Annotated in this window: 17 protein-coding genes; 10 read left to right on the top strand and 7 right to left on the bottom strand. The window is 41.9% G+C overall.

The window, feature by feature from the left end; translation table 11 throughout:
* Positions 1 to 107: 107 nt before the first annotated feature.
* Together H6G69_RS11865 and H6G69_RS11860 are read right to left on the bottom strand one after the other, a co-directional pair.
* On the bottom strand, positions 108 to 1,658 hold the full coding sequence (locus H6G69_RS11865) for a metallophosphoesterase (RefSeq protein WP_190686406.1): 1,551 nt from the start codon (positions 1,656 to 1,658) through the stop codon (positions 108 to 110).
* 6 nt (positions 1,659 to 1,664) lie between these two features.
* Positions 1,665 to 2,663: a YegS/Rv2252/BmrU family lipid kinase gene (locus H6G69_RS11860; RefSeq protein ID WP_190686403.1), complete on the bottom strand. Its 999-nt coding sequence runs from the start codon at positions 2,661 to 2,663 to the stop codon at positions 1,665 to 1,667.
* 165 nt (positions 2,664 to 2,828) lie between these two features.
* Here H6G69_RS11860 and H6G69_RS11855 point away from each other — a divergent pair, with 165 nt between their 5' ends.
* From H6G69_RS11855 to H6G69_RS11840, 4 genes are all read left to right on the top strand, one after another.
* Positions 2,829 to 3,236 carry a lysozyme inhibitor LprI family protein gene (locus tag H6G69_RS11855; protein WP_190686386.1) on the top strand — a complete coding sequence of 136 codons (408 nt, stop codon included), beginning with the start codon at positions 2,829 to 2,831 and terminating at the stop codon, positions 3,234 to 3,236.
* Positions 3,237 to 3,431: 195 nt separating this feature from the next.
* Positions 3,432 to 4,403 (top strand): hydroxymethylbilane synthase, encoded by a 972-nt coding sequence (hemC, locus tag H6G69_RS11850; protein ID WP_190686383.1) that lies wholly within the window; start codon positions 3,432 to 3,434, stop codon positions 4,401 to 4,403.
* Between the two features lie 189 nt (positions 4,404 to 4,592).
* Positions 4,593 to 6,014: a glycogen synthase GlgA gene (gene glgA / locus H6G69_RS11845; RefSeq protein WP_190686381.1), complete on the top strand. Its 1,422-nt coding sequence runs from the start codon at positions 4,593 to 4,595 to the stop codon at positions 6,012 to 6,014.
* Between the two features lie 98 nt (positions 6,015 to 6,112).
* A complete protein-coding gene (locus H6G69_RS11840; RefSeq protein WP_190686378.1) occupies positions 6,113 to 7,066 on the top strand; it encodes a DUF4351 domain-containing protein in 954 nt (317 codons plus the stop codon).
* 136 nt (positions 7,067 to 7,202) lie between these two features.
* On the opposite strand, the gene wecB is transcribed toward H6G69_RS11840, so the two are convergent.
* Both wecB and H6G69_RS11830 read right to left on the bottom strand, forming a co-directional pair.
* Complete coding sequence (gene wecB / locus H6G69_RS11835; RefSeq protein WP_190686376.1) at positions 7,203 to 8,318, bottom strand: non-hydrolyzing UDP-N-acetylglucosamine 2-epimerase; 1,116 nt, start codon at positions 8,316 to 8,318, stop codon at positions 7,203 to 7,205.
* 181 nt (positions 8,319 to 8,499) lie between these two features.
* Positions 8,500 to 8,877: a hypothetical protein gene (locus tag H6G69_RS11830; protein ID WP_190686373.1), complete on the bottom strand. Its 378-nt coding sequence runs from the start codon at positions 8,875 to 8,877 to the stop codon at positions 8,500 to 8,502.
* 716 nt (positions 8,878 to 9,593) lie between these two features.
* On the opposite strand from H6G69_RS11830, the gene H6G69_RS11825 reads away from it, so the two are divergent.
* Positions 9,594 to 10,871 carry a type IV pilus twitching motility protein PilT gene (locus tag H6G69_RS11825; protein ID WP_190686370.1) on the top strand — a complete coding sequence of 426 codons (1,278 nt, stop codon included), beginning with the start codon at positions 9,594 to 9,596 and terminating at the stop codon, positions 10,869 to 10,871.
* A 70-nt stretch (positions 10,872 to 10,941) separates the two neighbouring features.
* Complete coding sequence (locus tag H6G69_RS11820; RefSeq protein WP_190686367.1) at positions 10,942 to 11,703, top strand: circadian clock KaiB family protein; 762 nt, start codon at positions 10,942 to 10,944, stop codon at positions 11,701 to 11,703.
* Between the two features lie 100 nt (positions 11,704 to 11,803).
* Here the strand turns inward: H6G69_RS11820 and H6G69_RS11815 are convergent, their stop codons facing one another.
* Positions 11,804 to 12,817 carry a DNA cytosine methyltransferase gene (locus H6G69_RS11815; RefSeq protein WP_190686364.1) on the bottom strand — a complete coding sequence of 338 codons (1,014 nt, stop codon included), beginning with the start codon at positions 12,815 to 12,817 and terminating at the stop codon, positions 11,804 to 11,806.
* Between the two features lie 219 nt (positions 12,818 to 13,036).
* Between H6G69_RS11815 and H6G69_RS11810 the strand changes: the two genes are divergently transcribed.
* The 4 genes from H6G69_RS11810 to H6G69_RS11795 all read left to right on the top strand — a co-directional run bounded on the left by H6G69_RS11810 (position 13,037) and on the right by H6G69_RS11795 (position 19,448).
* Positions 13,037 to 14,620, top strand: a complete 1,584-nt coding sequence (locus H6G69_RS11810; protein ID WP_190686361.1) for a CPBP family intramembrane glutamic endopeptidase — start codon at positions 13,037 to 13,039, stop codon at positions 14,618 to 14,620.
* An 887-nt stretch (positions 14,621 to 15,507) separates the two neighbouring features.
* The gene (locus tag H6G69_RS11805) at positions 15,508 to 15,783 is read left to right on the top strand and encodes a TM2 domain-containing protein (RefSeq protein WP_190686357.1); all 276 of its coding nucleotides are present in this window, start codon (positions 15,508 to 15,510) and stop codon (positions 15,781 to 15,783) included.
* Between the two features lie 565 nt (positions 15,784 to 16,348).
* Positions 16,349 to 18,751, top strand: coding sequence for a cation-translocating P-type ATPase (locus H6G69_RS11800; RefSeq protein WP_190686354.1), 2,403 nt, complete (start codon positions 16,349 to 16,351; stop codon positions 18,749 to 18,751).
* A 184-nt stretch (positions 18,752 to 18,935) separates the two neighbouring features.
* On the top strand, positions 18,936 to 19,448 hold the full coding sequence (locus H6G69_RS11795; RefSeq protein WP_190686351.1) for an FHA domain-containing protein: 513 nt from the start codon (positions 18,936 to 18,938) through the stop codon (positions 19,446 to 19,448).
* Positions 19,449 to 19,663: 215 nt separating this feature from the next.
* On the opposite strand, the gene H6G69_RS11790 is transcribed toward H6G69_RS11795, so the two are convergent.
* On the bottom strand, positions 19,664 to 19,858 hold the full coding sequence (locus H6G69_RS11790) for a hypothetical protein (RefSeq protein WP_190686348.1): 195 nt from the start codon (positions 19,856 to 19,858) through the stop codon (positions 19,664 to 19,666).
* Positions 19,859 to 19,986: 128 nt separating this feature from the next.
* Positions 19,987 to 21,063 carry a Gfo/Idh/MocA family oxidoreductase gene (locus tag H6G69_RS11785; protein ID WP_190686346.1) on the bottom strand — a complete coding sequence of 359 codons (1,077 nt, stop codon included), beginning with the start codon at positions 21,061 to 21,063 and terminating at the stop codon, positions 19,987 to 19,989.
* Positions 21,064 to 21,336: the final 273 nt, after the last annotated feature.

Below are 21,336 nucleotides of genomic sequence, written 5' to 3'. Positions count from 1 at the left end.
AGAAATTAGCCTCATCTCATCATTGGATTACATAGATTTTTGAAACGAACCGCAAAGGGCGCAAAGAACACAAAGGAAGAAAGAAGAGTTTTTATGGGAGGTTAATATCAAATAGTAAAAGGCTCTAAATTATGATTATGCCACTGGCGTTGATACCATTCTGCAACTAAGGGACGGACAGTAAATTTAGGGTGTTGTTCGCCTGTGACATCAATTCGCAGACATGAGTAAGGACGGCGTTTTTGGGAACTGTGGCCGTTACGACCGACGAACAGGTGCGATCGCGCTATTAATCTATTTTCTTCGACTAAATCAGCACCTTCAATTCGCTGGCGGCGCAAACTAAACCCACTTCCACCACACACAATCCAGTTGATAGATGAATCTGCGTGTCCGGTGTTATATGTTTGCAGATGTTCTAGGCAGTGGGCATGGCCGTTTAACACTAAATCTACTACAGAACGGTCTTTCTTTAATTCACCTACTGTATCTGCCACTGCGTTGAATACTTCTCGCAAGCGGCTGCGAATTGCCAGTGTTTGTCCTTGTTGCCATTTGGTCGCTTCGGTAACGTAGGGAGGATGATGAAAATAAACGACGCGTCCGCGCACGTCTGAGTTCTGCCACGATTGAATTAATCTCTGTTTTAGCCATTCCAACTGTTCTACATCAGTGTGGGTTGTTTGTTGCGGTGCTAATTGTTTGTCAATATCAACAATCAGTTCTTCTATTTGCGACAGCTTTACGTATAAATCATCTAAATCTTCGGCTTCATTAGGGTTATCAGGATTCAACTTGCTTGATTTTTCCAGGATTTGCTGCTTTTCCTGTTCATATTCTTGACGGCGTTGTTCTAAACTCCTGCGTTTTGCGTCGCCTTCTGCGGTTTCTGGCAATGGTGGGGGGTCGTTAAATGTATTGGAATCTAAAGCAAAGAAGTCAATCCCACCATAACGAAAGGTGTAATAGCGATTAGGCAGACTGGTAAAGTTTCCTGGCTGATAGGATAAACAACGGCCTGTATCGGTTTTGGCTGTGTAGTGAATGTCTAAATGTCGGTCTAAATCTCCAGGGAAGGTAAAGGCACTGAGATAATCGAGAAATGCCTTGGCGTAAGCATCGCCTGTCCCGGAACCATGTAAACCGACATCTAAATCTAAGCGCGATCGCAATAACCGCCGAATTGGTAATGTTGTCATTGATAGCAAGCTAAAGACAATCGGCAAGTCGTAATAATCGTGATTTCCCGGTACAGGCAAAATCGGTACGCGGAAAGTCATGTTATTGTAAGCAATCTTTTTGGGATGTTCACCGCCTAATAGATACTCTTTATAAGGCTGAATAAAGTTTTGCTGATAATACTCACTCGACCCCACTAAATAGATGACATCGCCTGTATGCAGCATAAAACGGCAGTCATCTAGATGAGGTAATGCCAGTTCAGCTACCTGCCGTTGCGGATTTTGTCCGCCATGTCTACCGGAACCGCTATCTCCTACAACCAAAAATGAGAATTCCACATCATCAGCTTGACCATCATCAAGCACGAACCTAGTTTGGTCAATGCCACGCTTTTTGATGGAGGGATTTTGCCAGCAGACTCGCTGGTTCATCTTCTGAATTTTTTTGGCAATTGCCGGATCGGAAACAAGCTTCAAAATGCTTTACTCCTTGAATTCTTCTGTGTCCTCCTCACCCTCTTTTGGATGCTTCAACTCAATTACCAAATTAGGCAGTCCATCGAGTTTTTCGGCGAGTTCCACTTCTTCTGCTGCTGGTACAAAAACTTTTAAGCCTTCTGGTACGCATTTAACTTCAATTGGGGTTGTCCCAACTAGTTCGCCATCTAAGACAACTTTTTGTGCGGGGTCGGTGGTAATTTTGAATTGTTTGGCGCGCAGATAACCAATATCATCTCTTTCGGCTGCATTACCCGCAGAAGCACTTTGAAACAGATGATAGGTAGCGGCGATCGCGCCTGCTGTATTCACGGGTGCGACTATGGTTAAATCTAGCAGTCCATCATTATAAATAATCCCTGCTGGCCCTTGCGCCAACACAGAAGTCGGTGGTGCAGCGTTAGCCACGGTGACAGCGGCGGCGGTGGTTTTAATTATCTTGTCGTCTGTTTCAATTTCGACATCAAAACTCTGCAATTCTCTGAGCTGCTGAATCCCCGCCAAGATGTAAGCAATTATACCAAAGCGATTTTTAGCTTCGCGGTTGGCTTTTTCTACTGTTTCTGCTTCAAACCCAATACCTGCTAGCAAAATCATTGGGCGATCGTTGCAATAAGCTACGTCTATATTGCGGGTGGTTCCTTGTAAAATTGTTTGGCAGGCGGCTTCAATTGTGTCAGGAATCCCTAAAGCTGTAGCAAAGGCGTTAGCTGTTCCCCGCGAAATTATCCCAAAAGGAATATTAGTATTAATGGCGGCGGCGGCGGCGGCTGAAAGTGTACCATCTCCGCCAGAAGCAATTATTTCATTAACTCCGCGCTCAACCGCAGCATAAGCAAGTGCATCCGCGCCAATTTCTTCAGTTGTAAATTGAATATCTAGTTCAATTGCTGGTTCTAATAAGGCTCTAATCTCTATCAGTTCTTGTTCAGGGTCGCCTTGACCCGCAACTGGATTAAAGATAAGACAAGCGGAACGATTCATAAAAGTAAAATATTAAGCTGCGATCGCTAACATACCAAACTATTCCTACCATTTCTAGAAAAGCTTCACTTCCCTCTAGCGACAGGTTTGCGAATATACCAGGGGTAGAAATTTTATTTATTCGGTTAGATTAGATTGACACTTACTTAGCTCAGGAATGCTACCATGCGTCTGTTTTTACCTTTATTCGTCAGTACCTTAGTTGTTAGCAGTACGGTAACTCTGGCAAATCCCCAACCGACTAACACATATTTAGTCCAGAAACTCAACTGTAACAACGCTCAAACTCAATCAGAAATTAATATTTGCGCTCAGTTGTCATATCAAGATGCTGATAAAAAATTGAACCAAGCTTATAAAAAACTATTACCCAAGTTGTCAAAATCTAGACAACAAAAATTACTTGCTGCACAAGTAGCATGGATTCAGTTTCGTGATGCTAATTGCGAGTTTGAAAGAAGCCAATACGAAGGCGGAACTATTGCTCCTGCTATTTATTCTGGCTGCTTAGAAGAAGTTACAAAACAGCGTACTCAACAATTACTTGTTGATATCGAAAATAGCGATTATTAAACCTGCTGTAGCACTGTCTAGAGAAGTTATCAAGCTATTCCCTACACCTTGTTAAGTAATTAAAATTAAAGTAAAAAATTGTAAAGCAAACAAAAATAAAATTATCGTTAATTAAGCGATCGCAATGCGGGAAGTCACTCACTGCGGTAGTCTAGATGAAAGTGAATGTATCGCCTGGTTTGACATACAGTTATTATGACTTCAGTTGTTAAGAGTGCAACCCGCACGATTCGTATTGGTTCTCGTAAAAGTCAACTTGCTCTAGTTCAAACATACTGGGTAAGAGAGCAATTACAAAAAAGTTTCCCAGATATCAATTTTGAAGTCCACACCATGTCTACCCAAGGCGACAAAATCCTGGATGTAGCGTTGGCGAAGATTGGCGATAAAGGACTATTTACAAAAGAACTCGAACTGGGAATGATCAACCAAGAAATTGACTTTGCGGTTCATTCCCTCAAGGATCTGCCGACTAATTTACCAGAAGGCTTAACCTTAGCGGCAATTACCGAACGGGAAAACCCCGCCGATGCCTTAGTTGTGCATGAAAAGTATAAAGACAAGCAAATTGATACTTTGCCAGAAGGTGCAGTCATTGGCACATCCTCACTGCGACGGTTAGCGCAATTACGCAATCGCTTTCCCCACTTCACCTTTAAAGATGTGCGCGGTAACTTAAATACCCGGTTGGCCAAACTCGATGCTGGCGAATACGATGCCCTGATTTTAGCAGCAGCTGGTTTACAACGCTTGGGTATGGGCGATCGCGTTCATCAAATTATCCCCAAAGAAATTTCCCTTCACGCTGTCGGACAAGGTGCATTAGGGATAGAATGCAGGGCTGATGACCAAGATTTGATATCTTTACTCAAAGCCATTGAACATCCCGAAACACGCGATCGTTGTTTAGCAGAAAGAGCATTCTTACGTGACTTGGAAGGTGGTTGTCAAGTACCTATCGGTGTAAATACAGAAATTCAGGATGGCAATTTAACATTAACAGGTGTAGTTGCCAGCGTAGATGGACAAAACATCGTCAAAGATACAGTCACAGGTTCAGCCAACAACGCCGAAGCATTGGGGACAGAATTAGCTAACCTTCTGCGGGAACAAGGTGCAAAAGAAATTCTTGAGCAAATCTTTGCTGAAATCCAACGAGGTTCTTAGGATACTGGCAAACAGATGTGGTTAGATAAGAATTGAGTTCAAAGGATGAAGTGTAAAGGATAAAGGAGCAAAAATCGGTACATTGTTGCCGACATTTCTACCATTCCTTAATTAAAGTACCTTTATACTTCAGACTTCATACTTCAGACTTTTGAAAATATAGGCAGAACCGGGGAAACAACAAAGACCATGCGGATTCTATTCGTTGCAGCAGAAGCAGCTCCCGTTGCGAAAGTAGGAGGAATGGGTGATGTTGTAGGAGCATTACCTAAAGTCTTAAGAGAAATGGGGCATGATGTCCGCATATTCCTGCCTTACTACGGGTTTTTACCAGACAAAATGGAAATCCCCAAAGACCCGATTTGGTGGGGATATGCCATGTTTCAGGACTTTGCAGTTTATGAAAGTGTGCTGCCTGGTACAGATGTGCCTTTGTATTTATTTGGACATCCTGCTTTTGACCCGCGCCGCATCTATTCGGGAGAAGACGAAGATTGGCGGTTCACCTTCTTTGCCAATGGAGCGGCTGAGTTCTGCTGGAATTATTGGAAGCCAGACATTATCCACTGTCACGACTGGCATACAGGGATGATTCCCGTGTGGATGAACCAATCTCCAGATATCACCACGGTGTTTACGATTCATAACCTGGCTTATCAAGGGCCGTGGCGTTGGTATCTAGAGAAAATTACTTGGTGTCCCTGGTATATGCAAGGACACAACACAATGGCAGCAGCAGTGCAGTTTGCTGACAGGGTAAATACCGTTTCCCCAACTTATGCCGAACAAATCAAAACACCTGCCTATGGTGAAACTATCGAAGGTTTGCTGTCATTTATCAGTGGGAAGCTATCAGGGATTGTCAACGGTATAGATACTGAGGTTTACAACCCAGTCGATGATAAATATATTGTACAGACATTCACGCCAGACACTTTAGATCAGCGTAAGAAAAACAAAGTTGCTCTACAAGAAGAAATGGGGTTAGAGGTCAACTCTCAAGCCTTTTTAATTGGGATGGTGAGCCGATTAGTCGAGCAGAAAGGCTTGGATTTGGTCATCCAAATTTTAGACCGCTTCATGGCTTATACAGATGCCCAATTTGTGTTGTTAGGGACAGGCGATCGCTATTATGAAACTCAAATGTGGCAATTAGCATCCCGCTACCCCGGACGTATGGCGACTTACCTTTTGTATAACGATGCCCTATCCCGCCGGATTTATGCTGGTACTGATGCCTTTTTAATGCCTAGCCGCTTTGAACCCTGCGGTATCAGCCAAATGATGGCAATGCGCTACGGTTCTGTTCCCATCGTCCGCCGCACCGGGGGATTAGTTGACACCGTATCCCACCACGACCCCATCAACGAAGCTGGTACAGGTTATTGCTTCGACCGCTACGAACCATTGGATTTGTTTACCTGTATGATTCGCGCTTGGGAAGGTTTTCGTTTCAAACCCCAATGGAAGGAACTACAAAAACGCGGTATGAATCAAGACTTTAGCTGGTATCGCTCTGCCAAGCAGTACGATAAGCTGTATCGTTCCATGTATGGCTTACCCGATCCAGAGGAAGCAGCAGCACAGCCAGAGTTAGTTTTAAATCAGTAAGTTTAAACGCAAAGTAGCGCAGAGTTAAACGCAGAGGAACACAGAGAGTTTTGTTTTTCATCTGCGTTTATCTGCGTTTAATTATTCTCTAAAAGACAATGACTGAGGAACTCCAAAGAGCCGATAATGATTCGCCGTGGAAAGAAATTTTAGAAGCATACTTTCCCCAAGCGATGCGGTTTTTCTTTCCCCAAACATCCGCATTAATTAATTGGGAACGTCCCCACGAATTTCTCGACAAGGAATTTCAACAAATCGCCCGCGAAGCCGAACTTGGAAGAAGATACGCAGATAAGTTAGTCAAAGTTTGGCAAATTGACGGGGAAGAAGTTTGGCTGTTAATTCATGTCGAAATTCAGGCAAAACCAGAAGATAACTTCGCCGAAAGAATGTTTTCGTACAACCTGCGAATTTTTGATAAATTTGCTAAACCAGCCATCAGCCTAGCAATTTTATGTGACGCTGACTCTACTTGGAGACCGAATCAATACAGTTACAATTATCCTGATTGCAGTCTGGTTTTTCAATTCGGCACTGTCAAATTGCTGGACTATCAAAATCACTGGGCAGAATTAGAAGCCAGCGACAATCCTTTTGCGACAGTTGTCATGGCACATTTAAAAATGCAGCAAACCAGCAAACAGCTAGGAGAACGGAAAAATTGGAAATTCAGCTTAATTCGGCGACTCTACGAACAAGGGCTAGAAGAAAGAGACATTCGTAACCTCTATCGTTTTATCGATTGGGTTATGATTTTACCAAAAGCATTAGAAGCAGAATTTTGGCAAGACTTTAAGTTATTCGAGCAGGAGCTTACTATGCCTTACATCACCACAGGCGAGCGCATTGGCTACGAGCGAGGAAAAGAGGAACAAACACAAACTCTTGTCTTAAGACAACTGCAAAGACGGGTGGGCAATTTATCCGACGAAGTTCGTCAACAAGTTCAAAGTCTTTCTTTAGAACAATTAGAAGCACTGAGCGAGGCTTTATTAGATTTTAGTGCGATCGCTGACTTACACAACTGGTTACAAGCAAATCAAACAATTTAAACTAAATTATTAGTCATCCTGTGTAATCTCACCCGCTACCAATGCATTTCTCTTTGCGTCTTTGCGCCTTTGCGCGAGATAAAAAATTGGGCTGTGCATCATTCGACTATGCAAAGCCCAAAAACACTAATTTTGATCAACCCACTCCCAAATAATTCTTGACAATTTGCAAAATCCTCTCAGCAGCATAACCATCACCGAAAGGATTAATTGCATTAGCCATTGCATCATAAGCCGCCGGGTTACTCAACAAATCAGCCGCCGCCGCCAAAATACTTTCGCTTTCAGTCCCGACTAATTTAGCTGTACCCGCCGTTACAGCTTCAGGACGTTCTGTGGTTTCTCGCAAAACTAATACTGGTTTACCTAAACTTGGTGCTTCTTCTTGCAAACCACCAGAATCAGTTAATAAAAAATGCGATCGCCCAATTGCACCCACTAATTCGGCATAATCTAAAGGTTCAGTCAAAAATACGCGCGGATGTTGCCCTAATAATGCTTGCAATGGTTCCCTAACTGTGGGGTTGCGATGCAGTGGTAATACCAAAGCAGTATCAGGAAACTTATCTAATATTTGCAGAAAACCTTGAGCGATCGCTTGTAATGGTTCTCCCCAATTTTCCCGGCGGTGAACTGTGGATAACAACACGCGATATTCACTCCAATTCAACCCCGGAACATTACAAGCTGGCTGACTCGCCGCCACATTCAACAGTGCATCAATCACTGTATTCCCCGTCAAGTGAATTTCACCCAACACCCCAGAACGTTGCAAATTCTCCACCGCCAAAGTTGTTGGTGCAAAATGCAGTTGCGTAATTTGCGAAATTAACCTGCGATTTGCTTCTTCTGGATAAGGATTGTAAATATTATCTGTTCTTAACCCGGCTTCGACATGACCCACAGGAATTTTTTGATAAAAAGCTGCCAAAGCTGCGGCAAAAGCTGTGGTTGTATCTCCTTGGACAATCACTAAATCTGGTTTACTTTTTTGAAATAACTCTTCTAGTCCGCGCAAGCTGCGGCAAGTAATATCACTTAAAGATTGTTTCGGCTGCATAATCTCCAAGTCATCATCGGCTTTGAGGTTAAACAGTTGCATCACTTGTTCAACCATTTCACGATGCTGCCCAGTTAAAATTACTTGCAACTCAAATTCAGGAGACTGCTGGAAAACCTGAATCACAGGTGCTAGTTTAATCGCCTCTGGACGCGTACCTAAGATAATGCCAACTCGCTTTTTATTAGTCATTTGTCATTTGTTATTAGTCATTTGTCAATAGTAAATGCTCAATCGCTATAAATGACAAATGACAAAACCCATACAAGGAGGTATGAAAGTCCTGTATTTCCCTTCTCTATTCCCTTTAATAAACATGAAAAAACCCGGTTGAACCGGGCAGATGCATTGTTTGTCGTGTTTAGCGAAATAGTTATACTTTGATGTCACAAGTTAAAGGACAAGAAGCATATACAGTAGTTTGCTGTAATTGCTCTGATTCACCATGCAGCCAACTTAACCACTTAATTTGACTGGGATGTACACCTTTAAAGGTGAGTACAGCAGCTGCGATCGCCACTGCTAAAATATTGAACAAAATTAACCCACCGCCTACTAATAAAACCGCACTAACAGGCATGACAGATTGTAAAACAATCGACAACAGACATCCCACCGTAGCCATCAACACAACCAACGGAAAACCGACAACTAACAAGCATACTGCCAATGTGAAAGTCCATATCAAGAAGCTTTTAATCATCATAAAGGAGTAGGTCTTTCCGAGATTAGAGCTTTGAGCCGAAACCATGACTTTTCCTCCTAGTACACAGCAATAAATGTAATTTCAGTTAGATACCGCTGTTGGCGAATCAACTGATTGTTTCAGTGAATTCCAGTATATAAAAAGGTCTTTGAAAAATGAGCATTTAGTTACTTAACTTTACAGATAATTTTTTCTAATGATGAATGTAAAGTTCGGTGTATTTCTAGGTATGTAAACAGTTTCTGCCATCTGCCTCTAGGAGTAGAAGCCTTATTTGATGAGCTTGTCCAGGATGTTTTCGGCTTCTAAAATTGATCCCCTTAATATTTCTTATACAAACATAGGGAGTCTCTCATAATTCATGGTTGTGGCTGAAAAAAATACCTGCTGCTGATTTGGCTGTTAATTGCTAGTAAATTGTTCGGTTTCTCCGAAAGAATTTCTCATATATTTTGAAGAAACCGTTAAGAAAAATATGTATGTTATTTATAATACTTTTATTTATAAGTGATTTTTCTGAAGGTTTTCCAAGCCTATAGTGTGTTAAACCAGTCTATATAGGGTTAAGTATTTTGTAAACTAGTCAGAGTTTTCGAGATGATATAAAAAAATATACTAATCGTCAATTTTTATGTAACGAAATATTACATTGGTTTTTGCAATTAAGAAAGACCAACAATCCCGCTTTCTGCCGACCTTGAGAACCAACAAGAGAGATTTTCTGCGGATTCAACTTGATAACTGAGCAAATTTAAAGATATATGACAGAAACACAGCATCCTGCCAATCCTAATCCAGCAGCTCCTCGGAATGTACCTCCAATGCCGCCACCTCCACCATCTTTAATGACTCAGCGGCAGCATACACAAACTTTGGATATGTCTGTTCATCGGAGTGCTACTCAACCGACACCTCCTCCTCCCGTTGCAAATCGTCCGGGAACTTCACCACAAATGGCTTCGGCTAAAAGCAATCCTTCCGGTATGACTTTGGCAGAAATTATTAAAGAAGCATTTGATAAAGGTTATTCTGATATTCACTTAGGTGTAGGTGAAGTACCCCGTTACCGCAACCGTGGCGAAATTCAACCAACTGAGCATCCAGAAACAAATCATGAAACTTTCATGAGTTGGTTGCGCGAGGTGATGACAGAAGCCGAAATTCAGAGATTTGAAGAACATTTAGAGTTTGACGGTGCAACTCAATATGAGTTCGCGCGTGTGCGGATCAATGTTTTTGGCTCAATGAAAGGTCATGCAATGGTACTGCGGTTGATTCCCTTGAAAATCTTGTCAATGGAACAGCTGAGATTACCTTCAGTTTTTCGAGACATCTGCCACTACCACAAAGGCTTAATCTTAGTTACTGGCCCCACTGGTTCTGGTAAATCAACAACAATGGCGGCGATGATTGACTATATTAATCGGGAAATGGCCAAGCACATCATCACCATTGAAGACCCCGTGGAATTTGTTCACCAAAGCCGCAAGTCGTTAGTAAAACAGCGAGAAGTGGGAATGCACACTCGCAAATTTGATAACGCTTTAAAAGCTGCCTTGCGGGAAGACCCAGATTTGATTCTGGTGGGGGAAATGCGGGATAAAGAAACCGTCAACACCGCCTTGAAAGCCGCGCAAACAGGTCACTTGGTCATGGGAACCTTGCACACTAACAGTGCGGTGAAAACCATTGAGCGGATTCTCAATTTATATTCTGGAGAAGAACAGGATGCTATGCGCGTCGCCTTGGCAGAATCTTTAGTGGCGGTGATTGCTCAAGGGTTATGTCGTACGACTGATGGTAAACGAGCCGCGTTCCACGATATTCTAATCAATACTGAGGCGGTTAAAGAATGGGTCAAAGACGGTAAATATGATGAAATTACCGAATTGATGAAGCAAGCCAGTTTCGATGGCATGATTACGATGAATCAATCTCTGCTCAACCTCTATCAAGAAGGTCGCATTACTGAAGAAACAGCTTTAGAAATGTCACCAACTCCTAACGAAATGGCCCAGTTTCTCCGAGGACGAGTTTAATTACAGTAACAGGTAAAAAGTAACGCGCCTCTACTTTTTACCTTTGAGTTCCCCAACCCCTGTAACTAGCTTGACTACAGATAAACTTGTATTACCTAAAATTTTTAAAGGCATAGCCTTATTTACTCCTGGCGGAGATTTAATTTATTGCATCGACCCGATTAAACAGGGTCGATGGCATTTGCATTTGTGCGCGGCTTTACAAGAAATTCTCGATTTACCAGAACCACCGCACTTTTTAGTTCCCTGTTACACAGCAACCATTGACCATTGGCTAGATCCCCATAGCCAGCAAATTAGAACTTTTGCGGAAGCTTATCCTGCGGTTCTGCAACATCAAGCTTTGTTAAATGCGATTTTTAACGCGGGTGATTTGGTGTGGCAAGCGGCTCCGTGGCAAGATGGATTATGCGATCGCATGGTATTGGCAACTTATCGCTCTACATTTCCCCAGCTTTGGGAAGATCATGATTTAGTAATTAACTTAGACCTTTCAGAAAAAGCACCAAAATATCATCCACCAGTTAGAGCCATACAAACAGCACCACAAAAAACCCAAGGTTATGTTCTGCGCTTATTTGTGGCAGGCCATAGTGCCAATACAGAAAAGATACTCCAAAATTTACATGAATTATTAGAGCGATCGCTAGGTTATCCTTACACTCTCAAAGTAATTGATGTGCTAACTCATCCAGAACAAGCAGAAATCGATCAAGTTTCAGCCACTCCCACCCTCGTCAAAGTCTGGCCTCAACCCATCCGGCGCATTGTTGGTAATTTAGATAATGCCGAGAAAATTTTTCAAATGTTGGGAGCTACAAAAAAAATATAGCAAGCTTGTTTGATGTCTCAACTATTCGATGGGAATAGGCAAAAGTCAAAAGTCAAAAGGAAAAAGAAAGAATATTTATACCACCAGCCTTTTAGCTATTTTAGATGGTCTGTTTATTTAAGCCGACCTGTACTAGGGAGATAAGGAGTTGATTTGTTATTATAGAAGTCTTTGCTATTGTATCCAAAACCGAGCGTATCACAGCCGCAACGCAAGGGATCGCTACCGCATTACCAGCTTGTTTTCTCACAGCTTGATAAGAGCCAACTATTTTATAAGAATCAGGAAAGCCTTGGAGTCGTAACATTTCACGCTCTGTCAGCCTTCTTTCACCATTGACTAAAAGGTAATTATAAGAAGCACCTGCTCTCAAGGCACAAGAATAAGGATATGCACTAATATTTCCGCCTTTGTTTTCATGCCAGATAGTTGCTTCACTATATTGCTTTTTTCCCTGACGTTTTTCTAGACGATTATTCCTAATTTTTTCGGAAGCATAATAAAACTCTGGCACGTCATCTACCAAAATTTCTGCTAGTGGTTTCATCGGCACATCACCATTCGGCCAGATAAAATTAACTTGATTGCGGAAGCCAACAATAAAAATACGTTCGCGCTTCTGCGGTACACCAAAGTTCAGTGCGTTAAGAATGTGATAGTCTGCGTAATATCCTAAGCTGCGAATAGTCTCCATAATTCGCCTGAGTGTTTGACCTTGATTGTGTCCTTTTAGTTGTTTGACATTCTCCAAAACAAAAGCTTGAGGCTGTTTCGCTTGCAAGATTCGGGCAATTTCAAAAAACAACGTTCCACGGATATCATCAAACCCTTTCATGTCTCCGCATATACTAAAGGGTTGACACGGAAACCCCGCGAACAAAATATCATGTTCAGGGATATCTTGCGCCTGTATCTTAGTAATGTCACCAGCAGGCTGTTCACCAAAATTTGCTAAGTATGCTTTTTGAGCATCAGAATCTATATCACTAGAAAAAACACAGACGGGGTTGAGATTACGCTCTTGGCAAACCATTTCTACCGCAATACGAAACCCGCCAATTCCACAAAATAAGTCTAAAAATTTGAGAGCGATTTTTTCTTCGGACTGGTGCATCTGTTCAGCTTGTACTGGGTGGCTACTGATTATCCACTAATTATCAGTCATACATCAATGGCTGAATCTTTATGAGTAAAAGTCTGATATGACTTAGCTTTGCACTTCAGACTTGTAAAGTAGACTCACAATATTGCTAATATCTATCCACCTCCTGCGTTTTCTTGCGATAATTCCCAAGGGGTGTGCTTTGTTCTGGTTCGTCAAAGGGTAAAATAGATGACAATCAAGCGGTTGGTTTTAATAGTTTCGACGTTGATAGCGATTGGGTTAGCTACTTTATCTTTAGTTAGTAGTTGGCAAAAACCCCAGTTCCAAAGTCGTCTGGAACTTTACCAAACAAATATTTCTCTACAAGCACAAGCTTGGCAACCAGAAGATGGCGATAATCTTCAGCCACTACGACAAGCCATCCTGGAAGAGCGACCTTTGGAAAATGCGACCAAGCAATATCAGGATGCCAAAGAATCGGTACAAACTAATATAGATAAAGTCCAAACCCAAATTACACAGCTAAGTTCGCCAGCAAATATTACTCCCCCACCTAAACCTATACCCCAAGACACTCTTGATACTGGCACATCTCCTGAAGTAAAACTGCAACAGTTAAGGCAGTCCTTAAAACAACAACAAAAGTTACTAGCGGAATTGGATCTGCGTTTAGGCATTTTACAAGCACAACAAGGACAACAAGACGCTGCACTCAAAACTTGGGACGAGGTACAAGGTTTAGTCAAAACAGATAAACCAACTATCAGTGGTGAATTTATCGAGACTGCTACTGTTTTAAATGGTATTTGGAGTGAGCCGGCACGCATTTTACCTGATGCCCAACAGTTAATTCAAAAGAATTTAGATGGTTGGTTTCGCTACACTGCTTTGATTCAGCTATACCAACTCCAGCAACGCCCAGAACCTTTAGCCGCTATTAAAGCTGAACAACAAGAAGCGGCAGCGCAGGCTGTGTTTAAATTAACCTTAATTGGTATTATCCCCGCCTTGGCAGCTTTAATTGGGACAATTTTATTGATTTTCTTATTTTCTCAACGCTTGCTGAAGGGGAAAGAGGCTTTAATCGCACAAAACGGTGATTTAGTTTGGTCAACACCTTGGGATGTCGAAACGATAATTCAGGTGTTTGTTGTCGGCTTTTTCTTCATGGGACAGGTGTTTGTTCCTTTTTTACTGCTGATATTGCCAATTCCTCGCCCGATTACGGATGTGCGCCTACAAGCTGTTTCTGTTTTGGTGAGTTATCTTTTGGTGGCTGCGGGTGCGCTTTTTGTGATGTATCTTTCCATCAAGAGGTTTTTCCCTTTACCCCGATTGTGGTTTAAATTCCAGCTACGCGATAACTGGTTTTTGTGGGGGTTGGGTGGTTATTGCGCTGCTTTACCTATAGTTGTGGTGGTGTCGTTAATTAACCAAAAGCTTTGGCAAGGACAGGGTGGTAGTAACCCTTTATTGCAATTGGCACTCGAAAGCCAAGATTTTGTGGCACTGGGAATATTTTTCTCGACAGCTGCTATCGCCGCTCCTTTATTTGAAGAAATTTTATTTCGTGGCTTTTTATTGCCTTCCCTGACGCGTTACATCCCTGTGTGGGGAGCAATCTTAGCTAGTAGTTTTTTGTTTGCAATTGCTCATTTGAGCTTGTCAGAAGTTTTACCACTGACAGCCCTAGGTATGGTGTTAGGTGTAGTTTACACGCGATCGCGCAATCTCCTAGCTCCTATGTTGCTCCACAGTCTTTGGAATAGCGGTACACTACTGAGCTTATTTCTTTTGGGCAGCAGTAATTAATAATACGATAAAAATACGGTTGCGCTAGAGAAAAATATCTGTTTTTATCTCCGTAGGTAATGATATTTCATTGGTAGTTACTGAATCCAGTATTCAGCATATGCTGGATTAAATTTAACTGTATTGAGGGCAATGAAAAATTTCAGCAATACTGTCAAATAGCCTACAAAACTGTTAGATTGATATTTAGTAATATCTAAATAGTTTCAGCTATTGTTCAGAAGTTGATTTCCTATCTGTGCTATATACAACAAACAAAATTGAACACTCAATTCAGTTTTGCGTGATAGGAGTTGTAAAAGACAACTAAATAAAAGTGTTAAGTGTTACTTTGAGGTACTCAAACCTAGATTAAATAACTTTCTAGCGAAAAGCATAGATGTTATCTGCATCCAAATATACATTTCCAATCACATTGGAAGCGCACCATTACAGCTAGATCAAAAAAGTCCGGATATAACATTAATCGGTCTGTAAAAATGGTAGTAGATTGCCGTTTGTTGCTGAATCTTGAGGATTAATTCTCTATATGAGAAATCATACCTAAGAATCTGCAAGATAGCTGTCTTTGATGTCATAATCACAATTAAATATATCCATCAAGTAGCTTGCTATTTGTAAGCTACACATTACTTGCATTATCCTCATATCTTGATTATTTCATTTCTTATAAAGGAGTGACACCTTTATCTAGACAGCAATTAGATGTATATTAGCCCATCCTAAGTGGGAAATTTGTTTTATTTACAAATATCGCAGGAATTCACCGAGAATTCTTAAATTTTCTTCATAAAACTAGCTTGAACTAATAAGTATCAATATATTTACTTGTTCTTATTAAATGAAAAGCTTAAATTCTTACCTATTGTTGAGGAGTAATAGTCGCTATGGCCAATCTCAATCCTAGCCATCCTAATAAACAACTTCTGGCTGGTTATTGTGCAATTTTGTTTGGCGGATTTGGAGTTCATAAATTTATTTTAGGATATAACCCAGAAGGCTTTATTATGTTGGCTATATCTATAGTTGCAGGTAGCTTTACCTACGGTATTGCCTTGATAGTTATGCAACTTATAGGTTTAATCGAAGGGATGATTTATTTAAATAAATCATCAGAAGAATTTGTAAATACTTATTTTGTGAATAAACAAACCTGGTTTTAAACTTTCTAGCAATTAAAATTGCTAGAAAGTTTCAGGAAAATTTATAAATCATGGTGAGTTAAATCCCCAACTTATTTAAGAAGTTGGGGATAGACCAGCTAATAAAAATTAAGTAGATTGCCCAGAAAAATCTGAAAAAATCTTAACCTACTGCCATGTTCACTCTCAAACGTAAACATCTGCTCTGGTTTTTTTTGCTGATCTTAGGTTGTGGTTATTTCAGCACTATGTCTAATTTAGAAATTCATTCTTATTTGAAGAGCCTGATTTTCTTAATGCCAATGCAGTTTGCAGCTGTTGTTTATGTCACTTATCTACGCTGGAACCGTAGTTATCACGCAAAATAGGAAATAGGGGACTGCCAAATAAAAAATAATCAATCGCTTTGGCAAGCTCTTGACGCTAAATCATTAACGCTTAACAGGGTTTGGGGAACAGGGAAAGTCAGCAATTAAAAAAATTAATGTTATCCACATTCAGTCATAGTTGCAAATTTCGCCTACGCTCGAATTAGAGACGCTTTTAGTTAGGCGTTGAATGTTCGTAGCGAATCCCAAAACTTGCCATGCGACTTGTGCCGAAAACGAACCTTGACATAGAACCAGCCCCAGCATTAGAGACAATTATTCTCGATGTGGGGGGTATGAAGTGTGCTGGGTGTGTAAGTGCTGTAGAGCGTCAGCTAACCCAATATCCAGGAGTCAAGAGTGCCTGCGTGAATCTAGCGACGGAGGTAGCAGTTGTAGAGTCAGAAGTTGGAGCGATAGACCCCGATGCTCTGGCCAAGCGATTAACTACCGCAGGATTCCCAACTCAAACCCGCAAAGCTAGTGAGCAAATTACCTTAGATGATTCAGCACAACGACAGCAAAAAGAAATGCGTGCTGCATTTAGGCAGTTGGCGATCGCAGGGATATTATTAGTATTTTCCGGTATTGGGCATTTTAGCAGCCTTGGTGGCTCAATATTGCCAGCATTAGACAATATCTGGTTTCACTGTGGACTGGCAACCATCGCCATCTTATTTCCCGGCCGTCCTATCATCGTTGATGGTTGGTTGGGCTGGCGGCGGAATTCTCCCAACATGAACACCTTGGTGGGGTTAGGAACACTCACTGCTTACACTGCGAGTTTAATTGCACTGCTATTCCCTCAAATGGGGTGGGAGTGCTTCTTTGATGAACCAGTGATGATGTTAGGCTTTATTCTTCTAGGCAGGACATTAGAGCGACAAGCCAGAGGTAAAGCAGCCGCAGCCTTTAGACAACTATTGGCACTCCAACCCCAAATAGCAAGGTTAATTCCCAACCCAGACCCAACAAAATTGGAATTTGGTACTAACAGTATTGAAATCCCAGCAGAACAAGTGCGGGTTGGTGAATGGTTGCAGGTATTACCCGGCGATAAAATTGCGGTTGATGGTGAAGTGCGTCTTGGTCAAACCACTGTAGACGAGTCAATGTTAACGGGTGAATCTGTACCTGTCAGCAAACAACCAGGCGATACAGTCACAGCCGGAACTATTAACCAATCAGGTGCGATCGCAATTCAAGCAACCCGTACAGGCAAAGATACAACACTGGCGCAAATAGTTGCCTTGGTAGAAACAGCCCAAACCCGCAAAGCACCTGTACAAAAATTAGCCGATACCGTAGCTGGTTACTTTACTTACGGGGTGTTAACAGCTTCTGTATTGACTTTTGTGTTTTGGTACTTTTTCGGGACTCACATCTGGCCTGATGTCACCATGTCCAACAGCATGGAAATGATCAGCCACACCACCCACCACTCCCCACTCCCTACTCCCCACTCCCCCCTGTTAACCAGCTTAAAACTAGCAATTGCCGTTATGGTTGTTGCTTGTCCCTGTGCTTTAGGGCTAGCCACACCTACAGCAATTCTCGTGGGTACGGGCATAGGTGCAGAAAAAGGTTTATTAATCAAAGGTGGTGACGTTTTAGAAAAAGTTCACCAGTTAGATACTGTGGTCTTTGATAAAACTGGTACGCTCACAACAGGTAATCCCACTGTCACTGATTGTCTCGAAGTTGCCCACTCCCCATTTTCTACTTCCTACTCCCTCATCCAGCTAGCCGCCGCCGTCGAAAGTGGTACACACCATCCCCTTGCTAAAGCCATTCAACAAGCAGTTCAACGCCAGCAGTTACCTGTTCCCAACGCTATAGATTTTCATACCGAACCAGGCTTGGGTGTGTCTGCGATAGTAGAACAGATGACAGTACTGTTAGGCAATCAAGATTGGCTGAGTTGGCACGGAGTAGTGGTTAACGACACCATCCAACAAGAAATTCAAAAACTAGCAACAGCTGGTAAAACCGTTGTTTGTATAGCCGCTAACGGTAGCTTATTGGGATTAATTGCTGTGCAAGATACCCTCAGACCAGATGCACAAACCACTATAGACAAACTGCGCCAAAGAGGCTTACGAGTAATACTACTCAGTGGCGATCGGCCAGAAGCTGCAACTGCAATAGGTAAGCAACTCGGCTTAAATAGTGCGGATGTGATAGCCGGAGTTCCCCCGAGCAAAAAAGCCGAAGTGATTAAATCGCTCCAAGCCGAAAATTCTTCCCAATCCAAAATTGTCGCAATGGTTGGAGATGGCATTAATGATGCGCCTGCTTTATCTCAAGCAGATGTTGGTATTGCCTTACACTCCGGTACAGATGTAGCAATGGAAACTGCGGAGATTGTCTTGATGGGCGATCGCCTAAGTGACGTTGTAGAATCGATCGGGTTGAGCCATGCTACATTCAACAAGATTCGGCAAAATTTATTCTGGGCTTTTGCGTATAATACCTTAGGTATTCCCTTAGCAGCAGGCGTTTTTTTACCCAGTCTAGGTTTCGTTCTTAGTCCTTCTAACGCTGCGGCACTCATGGCTTTTAGCTCAGTTAGCGTTGTGACTAACTCAATATTATTACGTAAGCTAGCCCATCGTTTATGAAGGTTGGATCTGTAGATGAAAGGGCAAACCAAATGTCGGTTTTTACCAACTCAGGTTAAACTAAATCGTTAGTTAGGTGTTACACATCTTATCGATAGAGTAGAACGATTTTGTTCTACTCTTCCCAGTCAGTATAGCTTTCAAATTTTGTCAGAGTTATTACCACAGACTGTAGTACCCAAGAATGGTAGGAAACATTAACAATCAAAAAAAGCTAATTAATCAGAATTCAGCTGTTCACGATCACAACATATCAATGGCCACAGAAATTCATGAAAGCCATCTATTAATTCTTGAAGACGATCAAGGCCGGAAGGAATTCCCTTTAGAAAATTCCATTTACTCGATTGGCAGAGACCGTGATTGCAATATCCGTTTAGTGTCTCAGTTCGTCTCCCGTCGCCATGCTACCTTGGTGAGATTGCCCAGAGAACACAATAGCCATAGCTATTATTATCGGATTGTAGATGGCGATGCTAAGGGTAAAGCCAGTGCCAACGGATTAATGATTAACGGGCGTAAAATGCCAGCGCACGATTTAAAAAACGAGGACGAAATTGTTTTTGGCCCCCAAGTCCGCGCTATTTATTATTTGTTAAGAAATACTCAACGAGCAGGGCAAACAGACTCCAGTGAGTATGATATTACTCTCATCAACCCTGGTATGACTGAAGAAGCAGAAGACCTAGAAGATTAAAACATCCCCCGAATATCCGCTTCGCTCTGCTTTGGGGGATGATAGTCTAAGCTGTTAATCGTTTAATTTTCACATTGAGACCGCAGGGGAGCAGGGGGCAGGGAGCAAGGGAGAGGGTTTGCAGCTTTTACTACCATGAATATGGTGCAATTTAAATGACGACTAGCTTACCATCTTCATCAAACCAAGTATTGAGTATAAAATATTACTTTTGGTTAGATAATTTTTGGATAATCTTCGCAAACAGTACCTATTCTCGCGCATAGTGTTTGTGGAATTTTTAATGCTGAATTAGTTGGGGATGCGATCGCTTTTTCACTACTTACCCAAACATTTGTCAAACTTAAGGCGGTGGGGTCTTGGCAACGTGCTGGCTCGACTTGAGTCAAGTGGCGTGTATATCTATCCAAAACTTACTAACCCCAACCTAGCCGCCACAGACATAATTTGTACGTCAGTCCTGATTTGATTCAGATAGCTAGAGGGCAGAAGAGAAAAATTTGATGTTCCCCTCCGCACCCCCATATCCGTACCTCTATTAGATTGTTGAGGTCAAAGATTGCACTCTTGATTCTGGCCAGTCTAATGGGTTGAACACGCGCTCTTCTAGAGCCATTTGCTCAATTAAACTTGCCAATCTCAAAGCTTTCAGGGCTTGTTCCCCACCTACCGAAGGTTGATTCCCACCATGAACACAGTTGACAAAATGTTCTAACTCTGCACTTAGGGGTTGAATGTTGGTGGTGTAAACTTTTTCAATCAATCCATCCTGACGGTAAAGTAGCTGGCGATTGTCAGTTAAATTGGTGGTTGTTTGGCGATGAACTAAAATTTCATTCTTGAGAAAATCTGCTTCAGTGAATGATTTTTTGCAATGAGCAACAATGCGACGAATTTTTCTGTGGGTGACTTTACTTGCAGTCAGAGTAGCGACAATACCATTAGCAAATCCTAAAGTGGCTGTCACGTAATCTAAATAACCAGAGTCGAGAGCGCGAGTTCCACTAGCTGTCAGCTTGACTACTGGGGAAGCAGCCAACTCTAGCATCAAGTCAATATCGTGGATCATTAAATCCAGCACCACAGAAACATCATTTGCTCGGTCTGAGTAGGGACTCATACGATGAGCTTCTAGTGCTAATAATTCTTCAGTTTTCAGCACCTTGCTGAGTTCCTGGAAGGCAGGATTGAAACGCTCAATGTGACCAACTTGCAAAATACACTGAGATTCCGCTGCGGCATTCACGAGAGATTCAGCCTCAGAAATGCTAGCTGCTATTGGTTTTTCAATCAAAACATGAATGCCAGCTAATAGGCAGTTAATACCTACTGCGTAATGCAGACGGGTAGGTACAGCAACACAAACTGCCTCTACGTGAGGTAGCAAGTCGCAGTAATCTTCAAAAAAACGTACCTTGTATTTGCTAGCGGTTTCTAAGCCTCGTTCGACATTGATATCTGCCACGCCGACTAGTTCAACATCTTTCATTGAACTTAAGACACGGGCATGATGTTGTCCCATGTTACCCACCCCGATTACGCCTATGCGAATCGGTCGTGGCTGGTTACGCTGTGTGTATGAATTTGATTCTGCCACTGATATGCTATTTTGCACTATTGTTCTCTCCTCAACCACCAAAATAAGAGACGCTGCGGCCGTTGGCGTTTATACTGAACAGCCAGTTATGATCCGTCTAAAACCATCCAGATGGTAACATAGAGGCTCTGTTTATGAAGAATTTCAAAGTTTGCGATAGTTCCCGCAATCTGGCTGTCTTTTTTAGGTTCAGTTTTAAATCAATCAGTTTTTTGCGCTTAACACAATAGGTAATGTGTTTTTTTATTAACTTTAAACACAAAATCCAAAGTAAGTGAAAATCTCCATATT

It is taken from the genome of Nostoc sp. FACHB-110 (assembly GCF_014697425.1).
Taxonomy (GTDB): Bacteria; Cyanobacteriota; Cyanobacteriia; order Cyanobacteriales; family Nostocaceae; genus Nostoc_B.
The sequence above is the reverse complement of the archived record's forward strand: the minus strand, read 5'-3'. Positions and strand labels throughout refer to the sequence as shown.